Origin of the sequence: Paenibacillus sp. FSL H8-0282 (assembly GCF_037963825.1) — a bacterium.
In the GTDB taxonomy this organism is placed as follows: domain Bacteria; phylum Bacillota; class Bacilli; order Paenibacillales; family Paenibacillaceae; genus Paenibacillus_AQ; species Paenibacillus_AQ odorifer.
Genome location: NZ_CP150146.1, coordinates 4,118,584 through 4,141,072, shown reverse-complemented (window position 1 = coordinate 4,141,072; position 22,489 = coordinate 4,118,584). Strand labels below are relative to the sequence as shown.

Sequence of the window (22,489 nt, the reverse complement as noted above, 5' to 3'; positions counted from 1 at the left end):
CAGATGCTGGAATCATGGATCTGGGTCATTATCGTTCTCGTTGTAGCTGCAATATTCTTTGGGTTCGGTTATTTTATTCGTAAATCCCTTGCAGAAGCTAAAATCCAAAGCGCAGAAAGAGAAGCCGTTGTCATCGTTGAGAATGCGAAGAAGGACGCTGAGGCGCTGAAGAAAGAAACAGTATTGGAAGCTAAGGACGAAGTCCATAGAATCCGTACTGAAGCTGAGAAAGAAACTCGTGAACGTCGGAATGAAATCCAACGGCAAGAGAGACGTTTGCTGCAAAAGGAAGAATCTCTGGATAAAAAAATGGAATCGCTTGAAAGAAAAGAAGAACAAGTAGCTAACAAAGAGAAACGAATTGATGAAACCCAACAGCAAATTGATGTTATTTACAAAAACCAAGTCACTGAATTGGAACGTATCTCCAATTTAAGCATCGAAGATGCAAGAAGTATCATTCTTAGCAATGTTGAGCAAGAAGTTCGCCATGAAACGGCACAAATGATCAAAGAAATTGAACAGCAGGCGAAAGAAGAAGCGGATAAGAAATCCCGTGAAATCATCACACTCGCTATCCAACGCTGTGCAGCTGATCACGTAGCGGAAACAACGGTTTCAGTTGTTACGTTGCCGAATGAAGAGATGAAAGGTCGGATTATCGGTCGTGAAGGCCGTAATATTCGTGCTTTGGAAACTCTTACAGGTATCGACCTCATTATTGATGATACGCCGGAAGCAGTTATTTTGTCAGGATTTGATCCAATCCGCCGTGAAGTGGCCCGTACGGCACTTGAGAAATTGGTGGCTGATGGACGTATTCACCCCGCTCGTATTGAAGAGATGGTGGAGAAATCCCGCAAAGAAGTGGACGAACGGATTCGGGAATATGGTGAACAAGCTACTTTCGAAGTGGGCGTTCACGGTTTGCATCCAGATTTGATCAAGATTCTGGGGCGTCTGAAATTCCGTACAAGCTATGGTCAAAATGTATTGAAGCACTCCATGGAGGTTGCTTATTTAACAGGACTGATGGCCGGTGAGCTTGGGGAAGACATCGTGCTTGCAAAACGTGCAGGATTACTCCATGATATCGGCAAAGCGCTGGATCATGAAGTGGAAGGTTCGCATGTTGAGATCGGCGTTGAACTAGCGAAGAAATATAAAGAACATCCGGTTGTTATCAACAGTATCGCATCTCATCATGGAGACTGCGAAGCTACCTCGGTTATTGCTATGTTGGTTGGTGCCGCTGACGCATTGTCGGCTGCTAGACCTGGTGCTCGCCGTGAAACACTGGAAACGTATATTAAACGTCTAGAGAAACTGGAAGAAATCTCAGAGTCATTCGAAGGCGTAGAGAAATCATTTGCTATTCAAGCGGGCCGTGAGGTGCGCGTGATGGTACAGCCAGAGAAGATTGACGATGCAGAGGCATTCCGTCTTGCTCGCGATATTACGAAGATGATTGAAAGTGAACTGGATTATCCAGGACATATCAAGGTTACCGTTATTCGTGAGACACGGGCTGTTGAATACGCTAAATAGGCAATAAGTAGATAACATACTCTTGGGAAATAACGATATTTATGATCGTTTCCTGGTATATGTTTCTGCTAGGAATATAAGGTTAAAGGATAAGATATAACTTATACTTTCTTATATTTGATGAAAATTGGCCCCTAAGCGGGGCCTTTTTTCTTTTAAATATGAAGACTTATCCGTTAGATGCAGAGGTTAAGATTAGGAGGAGAGAAACATTAAAGTACTATTCATTGGAGATATCGTAGGTAGTGTAGGTAGGAAGGCACTTCGGGAGATGTTGCCCTCATTAAAAAGCAAATATCAACCACATATAATCATAGTTAACGGTGAGAATTCTGCTGCCGGTAGAGGTATTACTAAAGCGATCGCAAATGAATTTTTTAACTGGGGCGTTCACGGAATCACCATGGGTAATCACACATGGGACAACAAGGATATCTTCGAGTTTATCGACGATGAGGCCCGGATTATCCGTCCTGCTAATTTTCCTCCAGGAACACCGGGAAGAGGATATACAGTTGTTAAAGGTAACGGCAAAGAGCTAGCTATAGTTAACCTGCAAGGCCGTACATTTTTGCCTGCGATTGATTGTCCTTTCCGTGTGGGTGAAGAAATTGTGGAAGAGCTACGTAGAGATCATAAATGCATTCTCGTTGATTTCCATGCAGAGGTTACCTCTGAGAAAATCGCCATGGGCTATTTCATGGATGGTCGCGCATCAATTGTAGTAGGGACCCATACTCACGTTCAGACGAATGATGATGTGATTTTGCCGGGTGGAACGGCTTACTTGACCGATGCGGGCATGGTTGGTTCAAGCGAAGGGATTCTGGGTATGGAAAGAGATGCAGTACTTTATAAGTTCACTACACAGCTTCCAGCACGATTTGTTGTTGATGAAGGCAAGTGGCAGCTTCATGGTTTATTTGCAGAGTTAGACGAGAGTACTGGCGCGGCTACCCGTCTGGAGAAAATACGGCTACGTGAAGATGAATGGGTAATGAGCTAGTAGTAGGATAAGATAAGTGATTTTCCGGGTAATTTCGCCGAATAAGGGTAAAGTGTGATATTTATTATATCGAAAAAGAGTATCTATTGTACCATTTTCTCCAGAGTAGTCCGCAAAAAGAAGGAATTATTTCTTCTCTCGCGAATAACATCTAAAGTAGTGGAAGAACACCATTATTTTCCCAGGGGAGGTACTTACTATGGATGTATTAAAAGTATCAGCTAAATCCAATCCAAATTCCGTCGCCGGCGCTTTAGCAGGTGTTCTTCGTGAACGTGGATCGGCCGAATTACAAGCTATTGGAGCTGGAGCACTGAATCAAGCAGTCAAAGCAGTTGCCATTGCCCGGGGATTTGTTGCACCAAGCGGAGTAGATTTGATCTGCATTCCGGCATTTACAGACATTGTGATTGACGGAGAGGATCGAACCGCGATTAAATTGATTGTAGAACCCAGATAATAGAAGCATAGAACGGATGAACCTGTTTACTTATGTAAACAGGTTTTTTGCTTTTCGTATATAGTCTGGCGTTTTTAAGCATAGAATCTGGAATAGGGCTGCATGAAAGCGAGGGCTTGGGATGAGAACCGATAAGCTACAGGTTGCGGATTTTCATTGTGATGTGCTGAGTAAAATGCAAGCATCACCAGATATGGATTTTAAGAATGATCCTCGGCTGGATGTTACCGGAGAGCGGCTGGTAGCGGGCGGTGTGGAATTGCAGATTTTTGCAATATACCTTTCGGCAAGTAGAGGAAGACCTAGCTTTGAGAATGCTTTAGGACAAATTGATTTGTTCCGGCAAAAAATAATAGGCGCAGAGAGCCTTCAGTGGCTGCGTTGGAAGGAGGAGGTAGGAAAACGAACAGCTGGAGCATCCCCATGGGGAATGCTCTCTCTGGAGGGTGTAGACGGTCTAGAAGGGAACTTGTTTTATGCACAGCTCTGCTTTGAGCTTGGCGTGCGGTTTTTGGGAATCACTTGGAATTATGCCAATTGGGCAGCGGACGGTGTTCTGGAGCAGCGCAACGGCGGATTTACGGAAAAAGGGCGAATGCTGATCGAATGGTGCAACGACAGTGGAATGCTGCTTGATGTGTCGCATTTGTCTCAGGCAGGTTTTTGGGAGCTAGCCGACTTAAGTACACGTCCGTTTATAGCTTCCCATTCGAACGCCGCAGCAATCTGTGGGCATGTTAGAAATTTAAATGATGAACAGATTAAAGCTTTGATTGCAATGGACGGAAGAATGGGCCTGACCTTTTATCCGTGGTTTGTATGTGATGATGGAAAAGCTCGTATGGATGATTTATTAAAGCATATTGATCATGTATGTAGTCTAGGTGGCGAGAAACATATGATGTTTGGTTCGGATTTTGACGGCATTGACACTTGGGTAGAGAACATGGAGCATCCGGGAAAATACCCTGAGCTCGCGGAGCACCTGCTTCGTTACTATCCAGAAGCTTCCGTAAAAGGTTGGTTATATGAGAATGCGGTCTCCTACCTGCGCACAAACTTACCTTCTCAGGTGTCTAAATCATGACAATCCTGCTCTAAAAGTATGAATTGTCGAAAAAAAGGCCCTCGTTATGATGTGGGGCTTTTTATTTTTGGTTAAGAAGATGTATAATGGTTAATGGCTTGTACAGATACTAGAGAAAATACAAGGAGTGACTTTACTATGAGTAAGACTGTACCCGTAGGTGTGTCGGCTAGACATATTCACCTTACGCAAGAGCATGTGGAGGCTTTGTTTGGCCCAGGATATCAACTAACGGAGTTCAAACCCCTCTCTCAACCAGGACAGTTTGCAGCAAATGAGCAAGTAGCAGTTATCGGCAGCAAAGGTAAATTTGACAAAGTAAGAATTTTGGGACCTGCTCGTCCGGCTTCCCAATTAGAAATTTCCCGTACTGACTCCTTCGCACTTGGCGTGAAAGCTCCAGTTCGCGAATCTGGAAATATTGATGGAACACCTGGCATTACGCTTAAAGGACCTGCTGGCGAAGTAGAATTGGAACAAGGCGTTATCATCGCCGCTCGTCACATTCATTTCCATACTTCTGAAGCTGAAGCTTGGGGCATTGCTGATAAGCAATTGCTTAAAGTTCGCCTCGGAGGCGACCGTGGTCTCGTATTGGAGAACGTAATTGCACGCGTATCAGACAGCTTTAAACTGGATATGCATATTGACACTGACGAAGCTAACGCTGCAGGTGCCAACAACGGCGATACTGCTGAAATCGTAGAATAGTCATCATAGTTATAGCAAAGATAAGAAGCGGGGGAGAAATCCTCCGCTTTTTTTGCGTGTCTGATCTGCGTGCTGTAAGGATTGTGTGTCTGATCGGCGTGCTGTAAGAATTGCGTGGCTGATCGGCGTGCTGTAAGGATTGTGTGTCTGATCGGCGTGCTGTAAGGATTGTGTGTCTGATCTGTGTGCTATAAGGAATGTGTGTCTGATCGGCGTGCTGTAAGGATTGCGTGGTTTACCCGACGGCTTGTACTTATCGGACTGTATTGCAGCTATTTCAGCATTTTGATCTATTTTGCCAAGGTTTCGGACTGCATAGCTCTTATTGCCTTATATTTGTACTGAATTGGGCTTCGAAGGTGTGAATAACTGCATCTGAGTCCGATAGCATGTCCAAAATCCACGAATTTTCGAAATAAGGGCGTCTGAGTCCGATGGCTCAGCAGTCTCAGCAGTCTCAGCAGGTTCAGCAGTCTCAGCAGTCTCAGCAGTCTCAACAGGATCAACAGGATCAACAGGATCAACAAAAGATACGCCGCAGGATAAATTGAGAAGGAGTATTTTACGGTTAGTAAAAATATTTTTGTAAGAGCAGAACGGATAGTATCCTGAAATGGATTATTAATGAAAATTGGTGTGATGATAAAGAAAATCTATTATTATGTAACTTATTGTGTTATGATTATGGTTTATGACGTGACAAAAGGATTTATTGTTAAGAATATATGTATTAGAAATTAAGGAGACCCAATGACATTTAATGAACTGAATATTGTGCCTGCAATTTTGAAGGCTTTAAGCAAAGAAAACTATACATCACCTACACCAATACAGGAGCAGTCGATTCCAGCTGTATTAGCGGGTAGAGATTTACTTGGATGCGCGCAAACGGGAACAGGAAAAACAGCTGCATTTTCCGTGCCTATTATTCAATTGCTAAGCGAACAATCGAGCCCTAACAAATCCAATAATGTGCGACGCATTCGCTCGTTGATTTTAACACCGACAAGAGAACTAGCGATTCAAATTGCTGATAACATAAAAGCGTATAGCCAATATACAGATATCCGCTCAGCTGCCATTGTTGGCGGTGTGTCACAGAAAGTGCAAGAGCGCGCACTGAATCAAGGTGCCGATATTCTTATTGCTACACCTGGTAGACTTATCGACCTGATCAATCAGAAACGTGTAGATCTGCAATATGTACAAATTTTAGTTCTGGATGAAGCTGACCGGATGCTGGATATGGGCTTTATTCATGATGTGAAACGAATCATCGCCAAAATGCCTACGAAGAAGCAAACTCTGTTTTTCTCGGCAACGATGCCAACTGAGATTTCTAAATTGATCAAAACATTGCTTGTGAATCCAGTGAAGGTAGAAATCACACCCGTGTCATCTACTGCGGATAGAATCAATCAATCGATCTATTTATTAGAGAACGGAAATAAGCAAAACCAATTGAACCTGCTGTTACAGGATAAATCCATCGTCTCAGCATTGGTGTTTACTCGTACCAAACGTGGTGCAGACCGTGTTACCCGCGATCTGGCTAAAGTGAACATTGCTGCTCAAGCCATACACGGCAATAAATCTCAAAATGATCGCCAGAACGCTTTGCGGAATTTTAAAAGCGGTGCGACTCGTGTTCTCGTAGCTACGGATATAGCTGCCCGGGGAATTGATATTGATGAGCTGTCTCACGTAATCAACTTCAACTTACCGAACATTCCGGAAACCTATGTGCACCGGATCGGTCGTACAGGCAGAGCGGGATTGAGCGGAACGGCAATTTCTTTTTGCGAAGCTGAAGAGCTTCCTTTCCTTAAAGATATTGAAAAATTGATTGGAAAATCGATTCCGGAAGTTAAGGACCATCCGTATCCGATGTCTCGTAAAACGCAAATGAAGACAGATCGTTCGGCGAAACCGTCAGGTTCGAAAGCAGCAGCTTCGAGACCATCGTCTTCCAGACCGTCGAATTCCAAACCAGCAACTGCTAAACCTGCGGCAACAAAACCGGCAGCAACAAAATCAGCGGCATCTAAACCAGCTAAAGCAAAACCTAAGTCTAACCCTCCATTGAAGCCAAAGTCCGAGTGGTTCACAAAAGGAAGACAAAAAACGAGCAGCAGATAAGTTAGTTTGAATGCGTATCGTTTCTATAGCAAAATAAAAAAACCGTCAGAGTAAATCTGATGGTTTTTTATGTTTTATTTCCTGATAATTTACAACAAAAAACAGCCGCTAAACAGTTCCTCACTGTACAACGGCTGTTGTTATTTCATTTATGCGGTTGCTTCAATTGTATTCTCCTGAACATAGGGGCTCAGTTCTTGCTGAAGTCCTGCGCTGATGGAAGTCATAGGGAGGCGAAGCGTATCCGAGGACAGTAGGCCGTTTTGGCTAAGCATCCATTTAATTGGAGCGGGATTCGATTCCTTGAATAATAGGCGGATGATCGGCAGTAGTTGTTCAAAGCTTTCTTTAGCAAAGTCCACTTGACCAGATGTAAAGGCTTCAAAGATACGAAGGCATTCTGCCGGGAAAACGTTGGCAGTAGCAAGCATCCCCCCAGCTGCTCCGCAGCTAAGCATTTCATAAAAGAGGGAATCATCGCCGCCAAGCACAGGTTTAACACCTGTACGGACTAACTCTGTAACCATTTTTGTACTGCCTGAGCAGTCTTTTAAACCGACAACATTATTCATTTCTAGGATTGTACGTGCAGTATCTACCGTCATGGCCGTACCTGTACGACTTGGAATATCATAAGCCATGATTGGTATGCCTACTTCTGCAGCTTTGCGGAAATGGGCAATGATACCCTCTTGTGAAGGACGACTATAATAAGGTACGACTACTAGTGCACAATCAGCACCAAGGTTTGCAGCAATTTCCGTGCGTGCAACCGTAGAGGCTGTATCATTGGTACCTGTACCAACTACTAAGGGGATTGATGTGGATTGTAGAAGCTCACGGGAAGTGTTTACTAGAAGCTGCATTTCATTTACGGTTACAGTGGGCGATTCTCCGGTGGTTCCATTAACGACCAGACCTTGTATGCTGTTGTTAATAATGTTCTTTACATAACGCTGATACGAATCCAAATCAACTTCACCAGCAGCATTGAACGGGGTGACCACGGGGACATAAACTCCATAAATCTGTTGTTCTGTAAGCATAAATTATCGGCCTCCAAAATATTTTAATTCCTCTACATACACTTTACCATGGAAAGTAGCATCGTCGTTAGCTATAATAAATGATATGGATCATCAAAAATATTGATGTTAGGGTGAGGTAATGGATTTAACCTATTTACGAACCTTCCGCGAGGTGGCTAAACGTCAGAGCTTTACGCGAGCTGCTGAAGAATTGGGATATGCACAATCAAGTGTGACGATGCAGATACAGAAGATAGAGAAGGAATATGGAGTACCTTTAATAGAGAGGCATGGCCGTCAGCTGCGGCTTACCCCGCCAGGAGAAGAGTTATTGAAGCTGTTCGTGGAGATTTTGGATTTATATGATCGTTCAAAAGAAACCATCGCCCAGCAAATCGGAGGTACGTTAACTATTGGGACGATAGATTCTTTAGCGGCCTTTTATTTACCTCCTTACCTGCAGCAGCTAAGGACTAAATTTCCGAAGCTGGATATTCATCTGCAAACGATGCAGGAAGCTAATCTTCTTGCCAAAATAAAAGATGGCGAAGTAGATCTAGGCTTAATGTTGGATCGCACCACTGCGGATTCCATCCTTGAGCGTACGATCGTCAGAGATGAGCCACTTGTTTTGATAGCTCCCATTCATCATCCGCTTGCCCAGATGGATACGGTAACCCTACAGGATCTGAATAACTGTGAGCTAATAGTCTCGGAGGAAAGCTGTATTTACCGGAGTTTGTTCGAGAATTTGTTAAAAGAGCACGGGATCATATTCCGCATAGGTTTTGAGCTTTCGAATCTGGAGGCCATTAAACGTTGTGTAATGAATGGTCTTGGAATTGCTTTGTTACCAAAAATCGTGGCAGAGGAAGAAATTGAACGGGGAAGCTTGGCTGAGCTGTCCTTTGTTCATCCCGAAATTCACTTTGATCTGCAGCTTCTGATGCACCCTAAGAAGTGGAAATCACAACCACTGCAATTTTTAATCCAAATGCTGTTTGCAAATCATTAGTTTATTCCCATCAGGGTCTTTTACTACAAACCATTTTTGATCTTGAATTTCGGTTACTATATCTACACCGAGCTCCTTTATATAGTTGAAAGAGGCTTGCAGATCATCGGTTATAAGCATAAGAGCAGGTGTTGTAATTGGAGGAGCCCCTTCAGGCTCTAAACCTCCCCACATGGGCATGGTGTCCAGAATGATCCCAGTGCTTCCTTGCATAGTTAACGGACATAAATGACCGTTTATAATCGAATGATCTGCTTCTTGGAGTCCTAGGACTTGGCAATACCAGTTACGGGCTTTTTCAATATCGTGTACGGGGATAAATACACTGCCAATCAAATTCTTAATGGGACTTGTTGCTGAAGAATTTACAATGGACTGTGCTTGTTCATGCATTTGAATCCCTCCAGAGAAGATGCTAGACCTTTATTTGTAATTTATGTATCTAATCTATTTAAAACATAGAATCATCCTATGTGCAAGTTGAATGTTATTTATCGATCAAATCCTAAATTTGTATGCAAAATACAGCTTTATTTAATGAAAGTCGCTGTAAATATTGACATTGAAAATGAGTTTATGTTATATAAAAAGAAGAATTAGCACTCATCTAAGAAGAGTGCTAATCACGATGTGCTGGATAAGAAGGTTATTTTGAAAGGAGATTTATTTATTCATGGCCAAAAAAGAGTTTAAAGCCGAATCGAAAAGATTGCTGGAAATGATGATTAACTCCATTTATACACAACGGGAAATATTCCTGCGTGAGCTGATTTCCAATGCAAGTGATGCGATTGATAAGATCTATTACAAAGCATTAGCTGATGAAGGCCTGGTCTTCAATAAAGAGGATTATTATATTAAAGTGACCGCCGATAAGGCGAACAGAACCTTGACGATTTCCGATACAGGTATCGGGATGACACAAGAGGAGCTGGAGAATAACTTAGGTACAATCGCGAAGAGTGGATCTCTTGCTTTTAAGAAAGAGAACGAAGCTAAAGATGGCCACAACATCATCGGGCAGTTCGGGGTGGGCTTCTACGCTGCGTTTATGGTGGCTGATGACGTTATAGTGATCAGTAAGGCATTAGGCAGTGACGAGGCCTTTAAATGGGAGTCTAAGGGCGCTGACGGCTATACCATCGAGACTGTCGAGAAGGATTCTGTCGGCACTGATGTGATTTTGAAGATTAAAGAGAATACGGAAGAAGATCAATATGATGAATATTTGGAAGAATATCGCCTGAAATCTATCATTAAAAAATACTCCGACTTCATCCGTTTCCCAATTAAAATGGACGTGAAGGAGCAAAAGCCAAAAGAAGGCACGGAGAACGAGTTCGAAGAAGTTATTCAAGAACAAACCGTAAACAGCATGGTGCCTATCTGGCGCAAGAACAAAAGCGAGCTGACTACAGAAGATTATGATAACTTCTATGCAGAGAAACGTTACGGCTTCGATAAGCCGCTTAAACATATTCATATCAGTGCCGATGGTGCTGTAGTGTACAATGCAATCCTGTTCATTCCAGAAAATACGCCGTTTGACTATTACACAAAGGAATATGAAAAAGGTCTTGAGCTCTATTCCAATGGTGTGCTGATCATGAACAAGTGTGCGGATCTGCTGCCTGATTACTTCAGCTTTGTAAAAGGTATGGTGGACTCAGAGGATCTGTCCTTGAACATTTCCAGAGAGATGCTCCAGCATGACCGTCAGCTGACTCTGATCGCTAAGAACATTAAGAACAAGGTGAAAAGCCAACTGCAAAGCCTGCTGAAGGATGAAAGAGAGAAATATGAGCAGTTCTATAATGCTTTTGGTAGACAGCTTAAGTTTGGTGTCTATAACGATTATGGGATGCACAAAGACACCCTTCAAGATTTGTTGATGTTCTATTCCTCTAAGGAGAAGAAGCTGGTTACGCTGGACGAATACGTCTCAAGAATGCCAGAAGATCAGAAGTATATCTACTATGCTTCCGGAGAGTCGATCGACAGAATCGAGAAGCTCCCGCAAACCGAGCTTGTATCGGATAAAGGGTATGAAATTCTCTACTTCACTGATGATATTGATGAATTTGCGATCAAGATGATTCAGTCTTATAAGGAAAAAGAATTTAAATCCGTATCCAGCGGAGATCTGGGGATCGAAGCCGACGAAGCGGACAAGCCAACGGAAGCGGAAGAGAACGAAAACAAGGAGCTTTTTGAAGCGATGAAGGACATCCTGTCCGGCAAAGTGAAAAATGTTAAAGCTTCCAAACGTTTAAAGACTCATCCGGTATGTCTCTCTGCCGAAGGTGAACTGACAATCGAGATGGAGAAAATCCTGAAATCGATGCCGAATGGCCAAGAGGTGCAAGCGGATAAGGTACTCGAAATCAACATCCATCACGAAGTGTTCCAGTCCTTGAAGGCGGCAGCAGAGAACGACAAAGAAAAGCTCGGTTTATACACGAACCTGCTGTACAACCAAGCCCTGTTGATCGAAGGTCTACAGGTTAGTGATCCTGTTCAATTCACCAATGATATTTGCAAAATCATGAAATAATATGAAGTACAGAGACCATCCAATTGTATTATGATTTGATTGGGTGGTCTTTTTTATTTCAGTATTTCATTTTGTTGTGCGAAAAAGGTAGTAATCAATTTCAGAGTCATTATTTGTACAACCGCTGATCGAATAGATAATTTCACCTTGTGTGCTTTTTTTACTCGTCACTTCGGAGCAGGTATCGGTTCTGACTCCTGTGTTGCTTCCACCGAATGCATCATTAGAAGTATCATAGCTGTAATTAATCACGTTACCGTCAAATTTTAAATCCTTAAATATGGGATCGCCTTCATCTGTGTAACTTGTAACGCGTATATTGTCTGCTTTTTTGCTGGAGAGATTAGTTATAAATTTCTCGAATTTATCGAGGTTGTACACTTTTTCAAAAGAAACAATATCCCCTCTACTGATGGCTTCTTTGGAAGTATAGGGTTCACTTTTGGGAACAGAATTAACTTTATGATCGGAACAACCCCATACTCCTGCTAGTAAAAGAACAGAGAGTGTAAGCAAATTTACTTTTTTCACTGAGGGACCTCCTTGTAACGTATTTATATAAAAGACGGAGATTAACTGGAAAAGTTACAGAGAGCTTGATGTTTCACATTGACAATAAACAACAAATTGAGTATTATTTTCTCTTACTTGAATATGTAAAAGCAAAGAAGAGAAAGAGTACCACGGCAATTCTTTCAACAGAGAGCTCCGGTCGCTGAAAAGGAGTAAAGAAAACCCTTGGGAATATGGTCTCAGAGCTGCGCATCGAAACCTTATGGGTTGTAGGCTGCGCCGGAACCTGCATCCGTTACAGTGCTAGGGTATAAACGTTAATTAACGTCGTACCTGAAGAGGTAAATGTTATGAGGCATTTATAAAATTAGGTGGTAACACGTGAGTAGAACTCTCGTCCTTTGTGGATGGGAGTTTTTTTGTTGTCTAAAAAAAGGAGGAGAAGGTTAATGAGTAATGTGTTTATAGGTGGCGCTTGGCCGTATGCGAATGGATCTTTACATCTGGGGAGATTATCAAGTGTGTTGCCTGGGGATGTGCTGGCACGATATTTTCGCTCCAAAGGGGATAACGTATTATATGTATCAGGCAGTGATTGCCATGGCACACCCGTAGCAGTTCAGGCTGCGAATGAAGGGATTACGCCGGGAGCTTTTGCAAGCAGATATCATGAAGAGTTTCTGAAGTGTTTTGAACAGCTGGGATTTAGTTATGATCTATATACTCGAACGGATCAACAGCAGCATCATAAGGTTGTGCAAGCGTTGTTTACAAAGCTGCTAGAGAATGGTCATTTATATAAAAAAACCATTGCTCAATGCTACTGCGAGGTGGATCAGCGCTTTTTGCCAGACAGATATGTGGAAGGGACTTGTCCGGTATGTGGTGAGCGGGCGCGAGGGGATCAATGTGATTATTGTTCTACGATTCTAGATCCTGCCGATTTGTTAGACAGAGTCTGCAAATTATGTGGGAATACACCAACAGAAAGGCCGACAGAACATTATTATCTTAGCTTATCTAATTTTCAGTCTGAATTAACGGAATATGTAGAGGAAGCACAATTTTGGAGAGAAAACGCTATAAAACTGACCAAACGTTATTTACAAGAAGAGCTGCAGGACCGCGCGGTAACAAGAGACTTGTCTTGGGGTGTAGATGTTCCTGTGGCTGGATTTGAAGATAAAAAAATTTATGTTTGGATTGAGGCGGTAAGTGGTTATTTATCAGCCAGTAAGCAGTGGGCTGCACAGTCCGGAGGAAGCTGGGAGGATTTTTGGTTAGAGGAAAAAGGGGCGATTACCGCTTATTATGTGCATGGTAAAGACAATATTCCTTTTCACACTTTAATATGGCCGGCTGTGTTATTAGGAGCAGGAGGTCTGCATTTACCGGACAGGATTATATCTAGCGAATATTTAACCCTTGAAGGGCAGAAATTCTCCACTAGCCGAAATTGGGCGGTCTGGGTACCTGATATTTTAGAGCGGTATCAGCCAGATTCTATTCGTTATTTCTTAATTGCCAATGGACCTGAGAAGCGGGACACGGATTTTTCCTGGAGAGAGTTTATTTATAGCCATAATGGAGAGCTGCTTGGAGCATTTGGTAACTTTGTGAACCGTTCATTGGCTTTTATAGATAAGTTTTATGAAGGGAAAGTGCCAAATGGGCAATTAGATAAGGGGTGGAAGGACAATATTGACCTCTTGTATCTGGAATCAGGACGGCTTATTGAGGCTGGGAATCTAAAAGATGCGCTGGAGTTTATTTTTTCTTATGTGCGCAAGGCAAACCAGTATTTCGATCTGCAAAAACCATGGATACAGATAAAAGAGGATCAGGTTTCTTGTGATTCTGCAATATACACATGTGTGCAGATTATTGCGAACTTAGCGAATTTGTTGCATCCGTTTCTACCGTTCTCTTGTGACAAGATCAGGGGGTTCCTGTCGTTAGAACTACCGAATTGGCAGCCTTGCTCGGTGCCCCCTTACCAACAGGTTACTGATTTACAATTATTGTTTGAACGAATTGATATTAGCCGTATTAAAGAAGAAGAGGATAGGCTAGATCAACAGCAAGTGAATAAATAGAGCTGGTATTTATCCATTCCTAAAGCTTTCAATAAACTTGGAAGCCAATGATGATAAGTATTTATCCTTAATCCAGACGGCGGCGACCCGCGTGCGTAGTGATTCACTACTGATTTCTTTATAGACCAAATTACGGTTACTCGTTAATTCGAAAGCGGATTTGGGGATGATTCCAATGCCAAGACCAGCGTTTGCCCAGAGCAGTGTTGTTCTAGCATCATCATTCATACAGAAAATCAGCGGATCAAAGCCGTTCTCAAGACATGTTTCCCGGATAAGCTGCTCAAAACGGCGGTAGATAATAAGCGGCTTATCCTTTAGCTCACCGATCTCAATAAAGGTTTCATCCGTTTTCCAGTCATACTCAGGTGTCATTACGGCAATCATAGGTTCAGCTTGTGTGTAAAGACATTCTAAATTTGTACCATTAAAGGGTGTCCTAACAATCCCGACTTCGACAATACCTTTATTCAGGAGGTCAATGATTCTAAAGGTATTTCCTTCATGAATCTCAAACTTCACACCTTTATACGTTTTGTGGAACTCACATAGCCGATCTTGAAGCAACGTAGCTCCAGAGGAGGAAACTGTACCAATGGCTAGGGTTCCTTTTAAACCTTTGACAAAATCAGTGAGCTCACGGGCAGTGGAATCTGCCAGCTCCAGGATTTGTTGGGCACGGTCCCGCAATATGGCTCCAGCTTCAGTGAGCTGCACGCTGCGTGGACCTCGTTCCACTAGCTTTACACCGAGTTCTTCCTCTAGGAGCTTTAGCTGCTGGCTCAGCGGAGGCTGGGCCATTTGCAGTTTTTTGGCTGCAGATGTAATCTGTCCTTCCTCAGCTATCGCCATAAAATATTTAAGTTGTCTAATATCCATATAAAAATCCTCCGAACTTGAGATATGCTAATCGTATGGGAGCGATACGAATCCAATATTATTAATATGTGAGTAGATATGCCATAATCATAACTGTTCTTATACATATTTCAAGTGGTTAAATACTTCTTATGTTGGGTGTGGATGAATTTGTTCAAAATTGCAGTATATTTAAAGCCGTACAAAAAAGAAGCGATCATTGGACCGATCTTCAAACTGATGGAAGCGATTCTGGAGCTGATTTTGCCTACCATTGTCGCATTGATCATCAACAACGGGGTTGGCAATCATGACAGCGCCTATGTTTACCGCATGGGTGGTCTAATGGTGCTGATGTCACTGCTTGGCTTCGGCTGCTCCATGGTATGCCAATACTATGCAGCCCGGGCTTCACAGGGATTCGGTACGACACTACGCAATAAGATGTTTAGACATATCACATCTTTGTCGTATGCTGAGCTGGATACCTTAGGTACGCCTACACTGATTAATCGGATTACCAATGACGTAAACCAGCTGCAAATTGCTGTGGCTATGCTAATTCGTCTAGTTATTCGTGCACCGTTTATCTGTATCGGGGCTATCCTAATGTCCATGATTTTGGATTTTAGATTATCGCTGATTCTAATTGCGGCAACACCGGTTTTTGGCATTATTTTATATTTTATTATCACCCGCAGTGCTCCTTTGTACCGAAAATACCAGCAGAAGCTGGATGCCCTTGCGCTCGTACTGAGTGAGAATTTATCGGGGATTCGAGTGATTCGTGCTTTTGCCAAAAGACGTACAGAAAAAGAACGTTTTGATGCTTCGTCCGATGATTTGACTACTACAGCGATCCGGGTTTCGCGGATATCTGCTTTGCTTGGGCCGATGACTACACTTGTAGTAAATGCGTCAATCATTGCTATTTTGTGGGTAGGCGGAATTCATATCGATGGGGGCCGATTGTCTCAAGGGGAGATCATTGCCTTCATCAATTACATCACTCAAATCTTGCTGGCGCTGATAGTGGTCTCCAACTTGGTCATTATTTTTACCAAAGCCTCATCCTCAGCTAATCGTGTAAATGAAGTGCTGGGTGTTAAGGTCTCCGTGTCTGAGGAAGGAAATGCTGTGATTGCTGAACCTGACCATGCTGCCCCTGCTATACAATTCGATCACGTATCCTTTGGGTATAATACGACAGGTGAATCGGCATTAGAGGATATATCTCTAGTAATTAATCGCGGAGAGACCGTGGGCCTGATTGGCAGTACGGGTTCAGGTAAGTCTACTTTTGTGAATTTGATCCCTCGTTTTTATGATGCGGTGCAAGGTGAAGTAAAAGTGGATGGTGTGAATGTCCGAGATTATAAGCTGCAGCAGCTTCGTGAGAAAATCGGGATTGTACCGCAGAAAGCTGTGCTGTTTACAGGAACGATCGCTGAGAATATACGTTGGGGCAAGGAAGATGCAACTGAGGAAGAAATCATGCAGGCAGCCTCTATTGCTCAAGCGGAGGAGTTTATACGTAAATTACCCGAAGGGTTGAATACGCAAGTATCTCGTGGGGGATTAAATTTATCCGGTGGACAAAAGCAGCGCTTAACCATAGCTCGTGCAGTAGTAGGAAAGCCATCGATTCTTATTTTGGATGACTCCTCCAGTGCGCTGGATTTCTCCACAGATGCGGCACTTCGAAAGGCTCTCAAAGAGAGTAGCCAGGAAATGACCGTACTCCTTGTCTCGCAGAGGGTAAGCACTGTAAGGCAAGCGGATAAAATAATGGTATTTGAGGAAGGGCGGATCGCCGGTGTCGGAACCCATGAGGAGCTGATGCGTGGTTGTGAAGAGTATAAAGAAATCTGCCTGTCCCAGCTATCAAGTGAGGAGTCGGGCCAATGAACAAAAATAACATTTGGAAAAGACTTATTGTATACACAGGGCATTATAAAAAAATAGCTATAGGTGCAGTAATCTGCGCAATACTCAGTGTGATTGCCAGTCTAATTGGCCCGCTGCTCATCGGCAGCGCCATCGATTTTATGATCGGGCCGGGAGAGGTTGATTTTGACGCCGTACTTAGACTGCTTTTGATTCTGGCAGGGGTGTATATTGTCGGCAGCTTTTTCGGATGGCTTCTTACCTACCTGACTAATCGAATTGCCTATCGGACTGTATATGACTTACGGCGGGAGCTTTTTGATAAATTAAATGTTTTGCCGTTAAAATTTCACGATAACCACCCGCAAGGGGACAGCATCAGCCGGTTTGTTAATGACATGGATGCGGTCTCTGATGGACTGCTGCAAGGCTTCTCAACACTGCTCACGGGGATCATCACTATCGTGGGGGCAATTGTACTTATGTTGTACATTAGTCCTTTAATGACCCTAGTTGTTCTTCTGTCAGCACCCGTTACATTTTTTGTGGCAAGATTCATTACGATGCGCTCCCAGAAGATGTTTAAGGAGCAGGCTAAAATTCTGGGCGGTCTCAACGGATACGTGGAGGAAATGATTGGCGGACAAAAAGTGGTCACAGCTTATCATTATGAAGACCGTGCACTGACTCAGTTTGAAGAACGAAACGAGACTTTGTACCAGACTGGTGTGAAATCACAATTTTACGGTTCCTTGTCCAATCCGACAACACGGTTAGTAAATAATATTACCTTCTCTGTTATCGCGATGATCGGTAGTGTTATGGTGATTCGCGGGCTTGTGACGGTAGGGGATTTGTCCAGCTTTTTGATCTTCTCCAACTTGTTCGCTAAGCCGTTTAATGAAATTACAGGTGTGATTACGCAGCTTCAATCGGCAACGGCATCAGCGCAGCGGATCTTCGCCATTCTAGACCTCTCGCCTGAACCAGCGGATGCAACAGACGCCAAAATTATGAATACAAGCCAAGGGACGATTACCTTTGAAAAAGTATCCTTTGCTTATAATCCTGAACGTCCTCTGATTAATGATTTCAGTCTGGAAGTGAAACCAGGTACCCGGGTTGCAATTGTAGGGCAGACGGGAGCGGGGAAGACCACACTGGTTAATCTGCTTATGCGTTTTTATGATGTGGATAAGGGTTCCATCAAGATTGACGGTGTGGATATCAAGACGATTACCCGTGACAGTCTGCGGCGTAATTTCGGGATGGTGTTGCAGGACACCTGGCTGTTTGGCGGCACGATTAGAGAAAATATTGCCTACGGCAAACCTGAGGCTACCGAAGAAGAGGTCATCGCTGCTGCTAAGGCTGCAAATGCTCATAGCTTCATTAAACGCCTGCCTGAGGGATATGATACAAAGATCAGTGGCTCAGGAGATAATTTGTCGCAAGGACAAAAGCAGCTGCTTACCATAGCACGAGTGATGCTCGTAGATCCGCCTATGCTCATTTTGGATGAAGCCACCAGCAGTATTGATACGCTGACTGAGGTACGGATTCAGAAGGCTTTTCTAAAAATGATCGCTGGTCGGACCAGCTTTGTAATTGCTCACCGTTTGTCAACGATTCGAGAATCGGATCTCATTCTTTTCATGAAGGACGGAGACATTGTCGAAAGTGGCACGCATGACCAACTCCTAGCCAGCGGTGGATATTACGCCAGATTATATAACAGTCAGTTCGCATCAACTTAGACTTTGCATTAAGAAAAAGAGCATTCAATCCCTAAATTGGGGGTGAATGCTTTTTTTGGTTGGCTTGGCTTACCCTTACGGACTGTATTGCAGCTAAATTGTGTTTTTGGTGCCTTTTCCCAAAGTAACGGACTGCATAGCACTTATTCGGCTGATTTTGCAGGAAAAAGGAGTGGATATGGCACAATAGCTGCATCTGAGTCCGAACGGGGTGGAAAAGGGCGTGAATTTGCGAAATAAGGGCGCCTCGGTCCGATACGTAGCAATGGCTGCCACCACCAAGGGTAGATTGCTTCTGATCCGGAGTAGAACGCTTAGAAAGTAGTTTGCTCAGCGTTCCAATGTAGTTGGCTCATCGTCAGTTTGTTTAGCGTTCCAATGTAGCTGGCTCATCGTCAGTTTGTTTAGCGTTCCAAAGTAGCTAACTCACCGTCAACAAAGTAGTTTGTTTAGCGTTCCAAAGTTAGCAATCTCATCGTCACCAAAGATTTGCTTAGCGTTCGAAAGTAGTTAGCTCCTCGTCACCAAAGTCAGTCTGCTTAATGTTCCAAAGTAGCTATCTCATCGTCACTAAAGTAATTTGTTTACCGTTCCAAAGTAATTGTTTACCCTTACGGACCGTATTGCAGCTAAATTGTGTTTTTGGCGCCTTTTTTCGAGGTAACGGTGCATAGCGCTTATCTAGCTGAAATTGCAGGAAAAAGGAGTGGATATGGCAAAATAGCTGCATCTGAGTCCGAACGGAGTGGAAAAAGGCATGAATTTGCGAAATAAGGGCGCCTCGGTCCGATACGTTGCAATGGCAGCCACCACCAAAGGTAGATTGCTTCTGTTCTGGAGTAGAATGCTTAAAAAGTCGTTTGCTTAGCGTTCCAAAGTAGTTAGCTCATCGTCACTAAAGTAATTTGTTTACCGTTCCAAAGTAGTTTGTTTAGCCTTGCGGACCGTATTGCAGCTAAATGATGTTTTTGGTGCCTTTTTTCAAAGTAACGGACTGCATAGCACTTATTCGCCTGATTTTGCAGCAAAAAGGAGCGGATGTGGCACAATAGCTGCATCTGAGTCCGAACGGGGTGGAAAAGAGCGTGAATTTGCGAAATAAGGGCGCCTCGGTCCGATACGTAGCAATGGCTGCCACTACCAAAGGTAGATTGCTTCTGATCCGGAGTAGAATGATTAGAAAGTAGTTCGCTTAGCGTTCCAAAGTCAGCTATCTCATCGTCACCCAAGTAGTTATCTCAACGTCCCCAAAGTAGTTTGTTTGCCCTTACGGACCGTGTTGCACTTAATCGTAATTTTATCCCACCCGTTAGAGGTGAAAATCTCAAAATAAAATATTTGCAAACGAATGAACTATCTGGACGGGCTAAACGTATTATAAGAAACGTATATTGAACACGACGAAGCTACAGTAAATATGGCATATTGAGAGTGTTATGAGATTGGAAGGGGAGTGGCAAGATGTTGACAATCAAACATTTTACCAAAAGCTATAAGGGTGGCAAGAAGGCGGTAAATGATCTGGATTTGGTGGTCGAAAAAGGTGATATCTACGGCTTTATCGGTCATAACGGTGCAGGGAAAACAACGACTATCCGAGCAGTGGTCGGAGTTTTAGATTTTGAGGAGGGGGATATCGAGATTGGTGGGTACTCCATTAAAAAAGATCCCTTAGCCTGCAAAGCGATTACTGCGTATATTCCAGATAATCCGGATTTATACGATCATCTGACGGGCATTCAGTACTTGAATTTTATTGGTGATCTTTTTAGCGTATCGAAAGCGGATCGGGAGTTACTGATAAAGAAATATAGCGATGAATTTGAGATTACCTCTAATCTGGGGGATTTGATCTCCGCGTATTCTCATGGTATGAAACAGAAACTCGCGATTATCTCTGCGCTTATTCATAAACCGAAGCTGCTAGTTCTGGATGAACCCTTTGTAGGACTTGATCCAAAAGCGGCACACACGCTCAAGAGAATTATGGCGGATATTTGCAGCCAGGGCAGTGCAATCTTTTTTTCGACGCATGTACTGGACGTGGCCGAGAAGCTCTGCAATAAGATCGCCATTATCAAAGCGGGTGAATTGATCACTCATGGGAAAACAGAAGAGGTGAAGGGTGACAGCAGCCTTGAAGATGTGTTTTTGGAGTTGATAAAACATGATTAATATCTGGAGATTGACGAAAATTCAGCTAATCTCATCCTTTGGGTTAAATAAAGCTTTGCATACACGAGATATGAAAGAAAGACGAAAAATGCTTTTGCTGAGCATCGGTATCTTAATAGGGATAGTCATGATGGCAGTGGTTTCGTTTGGATATAGCTTCATGATAGCAGAGACCCTTGAACAGATAGGCCGTCCAGAGCTACTGCTTGCGATTATGATGGCTGTTACATGCTTGATTGGATTTTTTACAACGATCTATAAGGCGAGTGGGGTATTATTTGGCTCCAAAGATTACGATCTCGTAATGTCGCTGCCTATCAAAACGAGCCATATCGTAGCAAGCCGTGTAGTTCAGCTCTACGTGCTGAATATACTGTTCTCATTGATGGTGATGGTGCCAGCAGGTGTAGTTTATGCAATAAAGGTAAATCCGGCAGTAGTGTATTATTTATTTTTCATGATAACGCTGCTATTTATCCCATTAGTGCCGATCATTGCTGCAACGATTATAGGGGCATTGATTAGTTGGATTTCCTCACGGTTTAAAGGAAGTCGTTTAATAAGTCTCATTCTGACTTTTGCCGTAATCATTGTTATTATTTTGGGTTCAAGCCAAATGAATGGGAATGACCCGCAGTTAATTGCAGATATGAGCACACAAATTGGCGATCAAATCTTTAACTTATATCCTTTGACGGTCATGTATGTAGATGCTGTCTGCTCGTATCAGGTAGCTCCTTTACTATTATTTATAGGAATTTCATTACTTTCTTTTATGCTGTTTACCCTTATTCTTGGCAGCAAATATAAAGCAATACACACAGGCCTTACGACTTCTTACTCAAAGAATAAGTATCAAATGAGGTCACTTGCAGTCTCTTCACCGCTTTACACATTGTATAAAAAAGAGCTGCGCCGCTATTTCAGTTCTTCTATATATGTGCTAAATACAAGTATTGGTATGGTAATGCTACTTGTCATGGCGATCACCTTACTGTTTGTTAGCTCAGAGCAATTAGGAAAGATTATTGAGATACCAGAACTCTCTAATTATCTAAGCAGATTGGCGCCACTATTTGTTTCCCTCTTTATAGCATTAAGCTGTACGACCTCGAGTTCGATTTCGCTTGAAGGTAACCATATTTGGATTTTAAAAAGCGCTCCCGTTCCGACAAAAACTATATTATTAAGTAAAATCGCAGTGAATCTCACCATTACTGTGCCGATTGTGATTGTTAGTAGTGTGCTTCTTATGATTTCTCTGGGCACTGGCTGGATGGAGAGCTTGTTATTGCTAATAATCCCCGTCCTATACGCTTGTCTTACCGCAATGGTAGGTGTGATCGTAAACTTGAAGCTTCCTAAACTAGAGTGGACCAATGAAGTCTCTGTAATTAAACAAAGTGCTTCAGTCCTTGTAGCGATGATTATAGGATTTATCAGCTTGCTGATTCCATTTGGTTTGAGTTTTCTTTTATCTGATCTAATTGGTAATCTCGTTATGTTAGGGATTGGTGTGGTGATATTAGTAGCGTGTGGAGTGATGTATAGATACATCCAGTCCACAGGAGAATTTTTATTTCGGGCTCTTTAAAAAAATAGGGCATTCCAAAAGCCGAAATTGGCTGCTGGGATGCCCTTTTTATGTGCAAGAT

At 42.9% G+C, this 22,489-nt stretch carries 17 protein-coding genes and 1 other annotated feature; of the genes, 13 read left to right on the top strand and 4 right to left on the bottom strand.

Translation table 11 applies throughout. The features are described from left to right. Positions 1-6 precede the first annotated feature (6 nt). The 6 genes from rny (at position 7) to NST94_RS17755 (ending at position 6,951) form a co-directional block, all read left to right on the top strand. Positions 7-1,548: a ribonuclease Y gene (gene rny / locus NST94_RS17780; RefSeq protein WP_036689085.1), complete on the top strand. Its 1,542-nt coding sequence runs from the start codon at positions 7-9 to the stop codon at positions 1,546-1,548. 211 nt (positions 1,549-1,759) lie between these two features. Then, on the top strand, positions 1,760-2,554 hold the full coding sequence (locus NST94_RS17775) for a TIGR00282 family metallophosphoesterase (RefSeq protein WP_076276224.1): 795 nt from the start codon (positions 1,760-1,762) through the stop codon (positions 2,552-2,554). Positions 2,555-2,753: 199 nt separating this feature from the next. Further along, entirely contained in the window at positions 2,754-3,014 is a 261-nt protein-coding gene (locus tag NST94_RS17770) for a stage V sporulation protein S (RefSeq protein ID WP_019910496.1), read from the top strand. Positions 3,015-3,135: 121 nt separating this feature from the next. Next, entirely contained in the window at positions 3,136-4,101 is a 966-nt protein-coding gene (locus NST94_RS17765; protein WP_339281130.1) for a dipeptidase, read from the top strand. Positions 4,102-4,239: 138 nt separating this feature from the next. Continuing rightward, a complete protein-coding gene (locus NST94_RS17760) occupies positions 4,240-4,812 on the top strand; it encodes a phosphate propanoyltransferase (protein ID WP_036688383.1) in 573 nt (190 codons plus the stop codon). 750 nt (positions 4,813-5,562) lie between these two features. Then, entirely contained in the window at positions 5,563-6,951 is a 1,389-nt protein-coding gene (locus NST94_RS17755) for a DEAD/DEAH box helicase (protein ID WP_081383205.1), read from the top strand. A gap of 149 nt (positions 6,952-7,100) precedes the next feature. Here the strand turns inward: NST94_RS17755 and dapA are convergent, their stop codons facing one another. Beyond that, positions 7,101-7,997 carry a 4-hydroxy-tetrahydrodipicolinate synthase gene (gene dapA, locus NST94_RS17750; RefSeq protein ID WP_280753079.1) on the bottom strand — a complete coding sequence of 299 codons (897 nt, stop codon included), beginning with the start codon at positions 7,995-7,997 and terminating at the stop codon, positions 7,101-7,103. Between the two features lie 121 nt (positions 7,998-8,118). Between dapA and NST94_RS17745 the strand changes: the two genes are divergently transcribed. Then, entirely contained in the window at positions 8,119-8,994 is an 876-nt protein-coding gene (locus NST94_RS17745; protein ID WP_076127886.1) for a LysR family transcriptional regulator, read from the top strand. On the opposite strand, the gene NST94_RS17740 is transcribed toward NST94_RS17745, so the two are convergent. Further along, positions 8,965-9,387 carry a VOC family protein gene (locus NST94_RS17740; RefSeq protein WP_076301614.1) on the bottom strand — a complete coding sequence of 141 codons (423 nt, stop codon included), beginning with the start codon at positions 9,385-9,387 and terminating at the stop codon, positions 8,965-8,967. The two genes, NST94_RS17745 and NST94_RS17740, sit on opposite strands and share 30 nt — an antisense overlap. Before the next feature lie 280 nt (positions 9,388-9,667). Here NST94_RS17740 and htpG point away from each other — a divergent pair, with 280 nt between their 5' ends. Further along, complete coding sequence (gene htpG / locus NST94_RS17735) at positions 9,668-11,548, top strand: molecular chaperone HtpG (RefSeq protein ID WP_076127889.1); 1,881 nt, start codon at positions 9,668-9,670, stop codon at positions 11,546-11,548. Positions 11,549-11,614: 66 nt separating this feature from the next. Here the strand turns inward: htpG and NST94_RS17730 are convergent, their stop codons facing one another. Next, the gene (locus NST94_RS17730) at positions 11,615-12,079 is read right to left on the bottom strand and encodes a DUF4362 domain-containing protein (protein WP_076182589.1); all 465 of its coding nucleotides are present in this window, start codon (positions 12,077-12,079) and stop codon (positions 11,615-11,617) included. 125 nt (positions 12,080-12,204) lie between these two features. Beyond that, positions 12,205-12,466: a binding site (T-box leader), on the top strand. Between the two features lie 44 nt (positions 12,467-12,510). Here NST94_RS17730 and metG point away from each other — a divergent pair. Beyond that, positions 12,511-14,157 carry a methionine--tRNA ligase gene (gene metG / locus NST94_RS17725; protein ID WP_076301611.1) on the top strand — a complete coding sequence of 549 codons (1,647 nt, stop codon included), beginning with the start codon at positions 12,511-12,513 and terminating at the stop codon, positions 14,155-14,157. 9 nt (positions 14,158-14,166) lie between these two features. Here the strand turns inward: metG and NST94_RS17720 are convergent, their stop codons facing one another. Continuing rightward, complete coding sequence (locus NST94_RS17720) at positions 14,167-15,036, bottom strand: LysR family transcriptional regulator (RefSeq protein ID WP_076179895.1); 870 nt, start codon at positions 15,034-15,036, stop codon at positions 14,167-14,169. A gap of 150 nt (positions 15,037-15,186) precedes the next feature. Here NST94_RS17720 and NST94_RS17715 point away from each other — a divergent pair, with 150 nt between their 5' ends. The 4 genes from NST94_RS17715 to NST94_RS17700 all read left to right on the top strand — a co-directional run bounded on the left by NST94_RS17715 (position 15,187) and on the right by NST94_RS17700 (position 22,428). Next, entirely contained in the window at positions 15,187-16,923 is a 1,737-nt protein-coding gene (locus tag NST94_RS17715; RefSeq protein WP_076301785.1) for an ABC transporter ATP-binding protein, read from the top strand. Continuing rightward, the gene (locus tag NST94_RS17710) at positions 16,920-18,659 is read left to right on the top strand and encodes an ABC transporter ATP-binding protein (RefSeq protein WP_076301610.1); all 1,740 of its coding nucleotides are present in this window, start codon (positions 16,920-16,922) and stop codon (positions 18,657-18,659) included. Before NST94_RS17715 ends, NST94_RS17710 begins: the two co-directional genes overlap by 4 nt. A 1,461-nt stretch (positions 18,660-20,120) precedes the next feature. Then, positions 20,121-20,834 carry an ABC transporter ATP-binding protein gene (locus NST94_RS17705; RefSeq protein WP_280753080.1) on the top strand — a complete coding sequence of 238 codons (714 nt, stop codon included), beginning with the start codon at positions 20,121-20,123 and terminating at the stop codon, positions 20,832-20,834. Further along, a complete protein-coding gene (locus NST94_RS17700; RefSeq protein WP_280753081.1) occupies positions 20,827-22,428 on the top strand; it encodes a hypothetical protein in 1,602 nt (533 codons plus the stop codon). Before NST94_RS17705 ends, NST94_RS17700 begins: the two co-directional genes overlap by 8 nt. Positions 22,429-22,489: the final 61 nt, after the last annotated feature.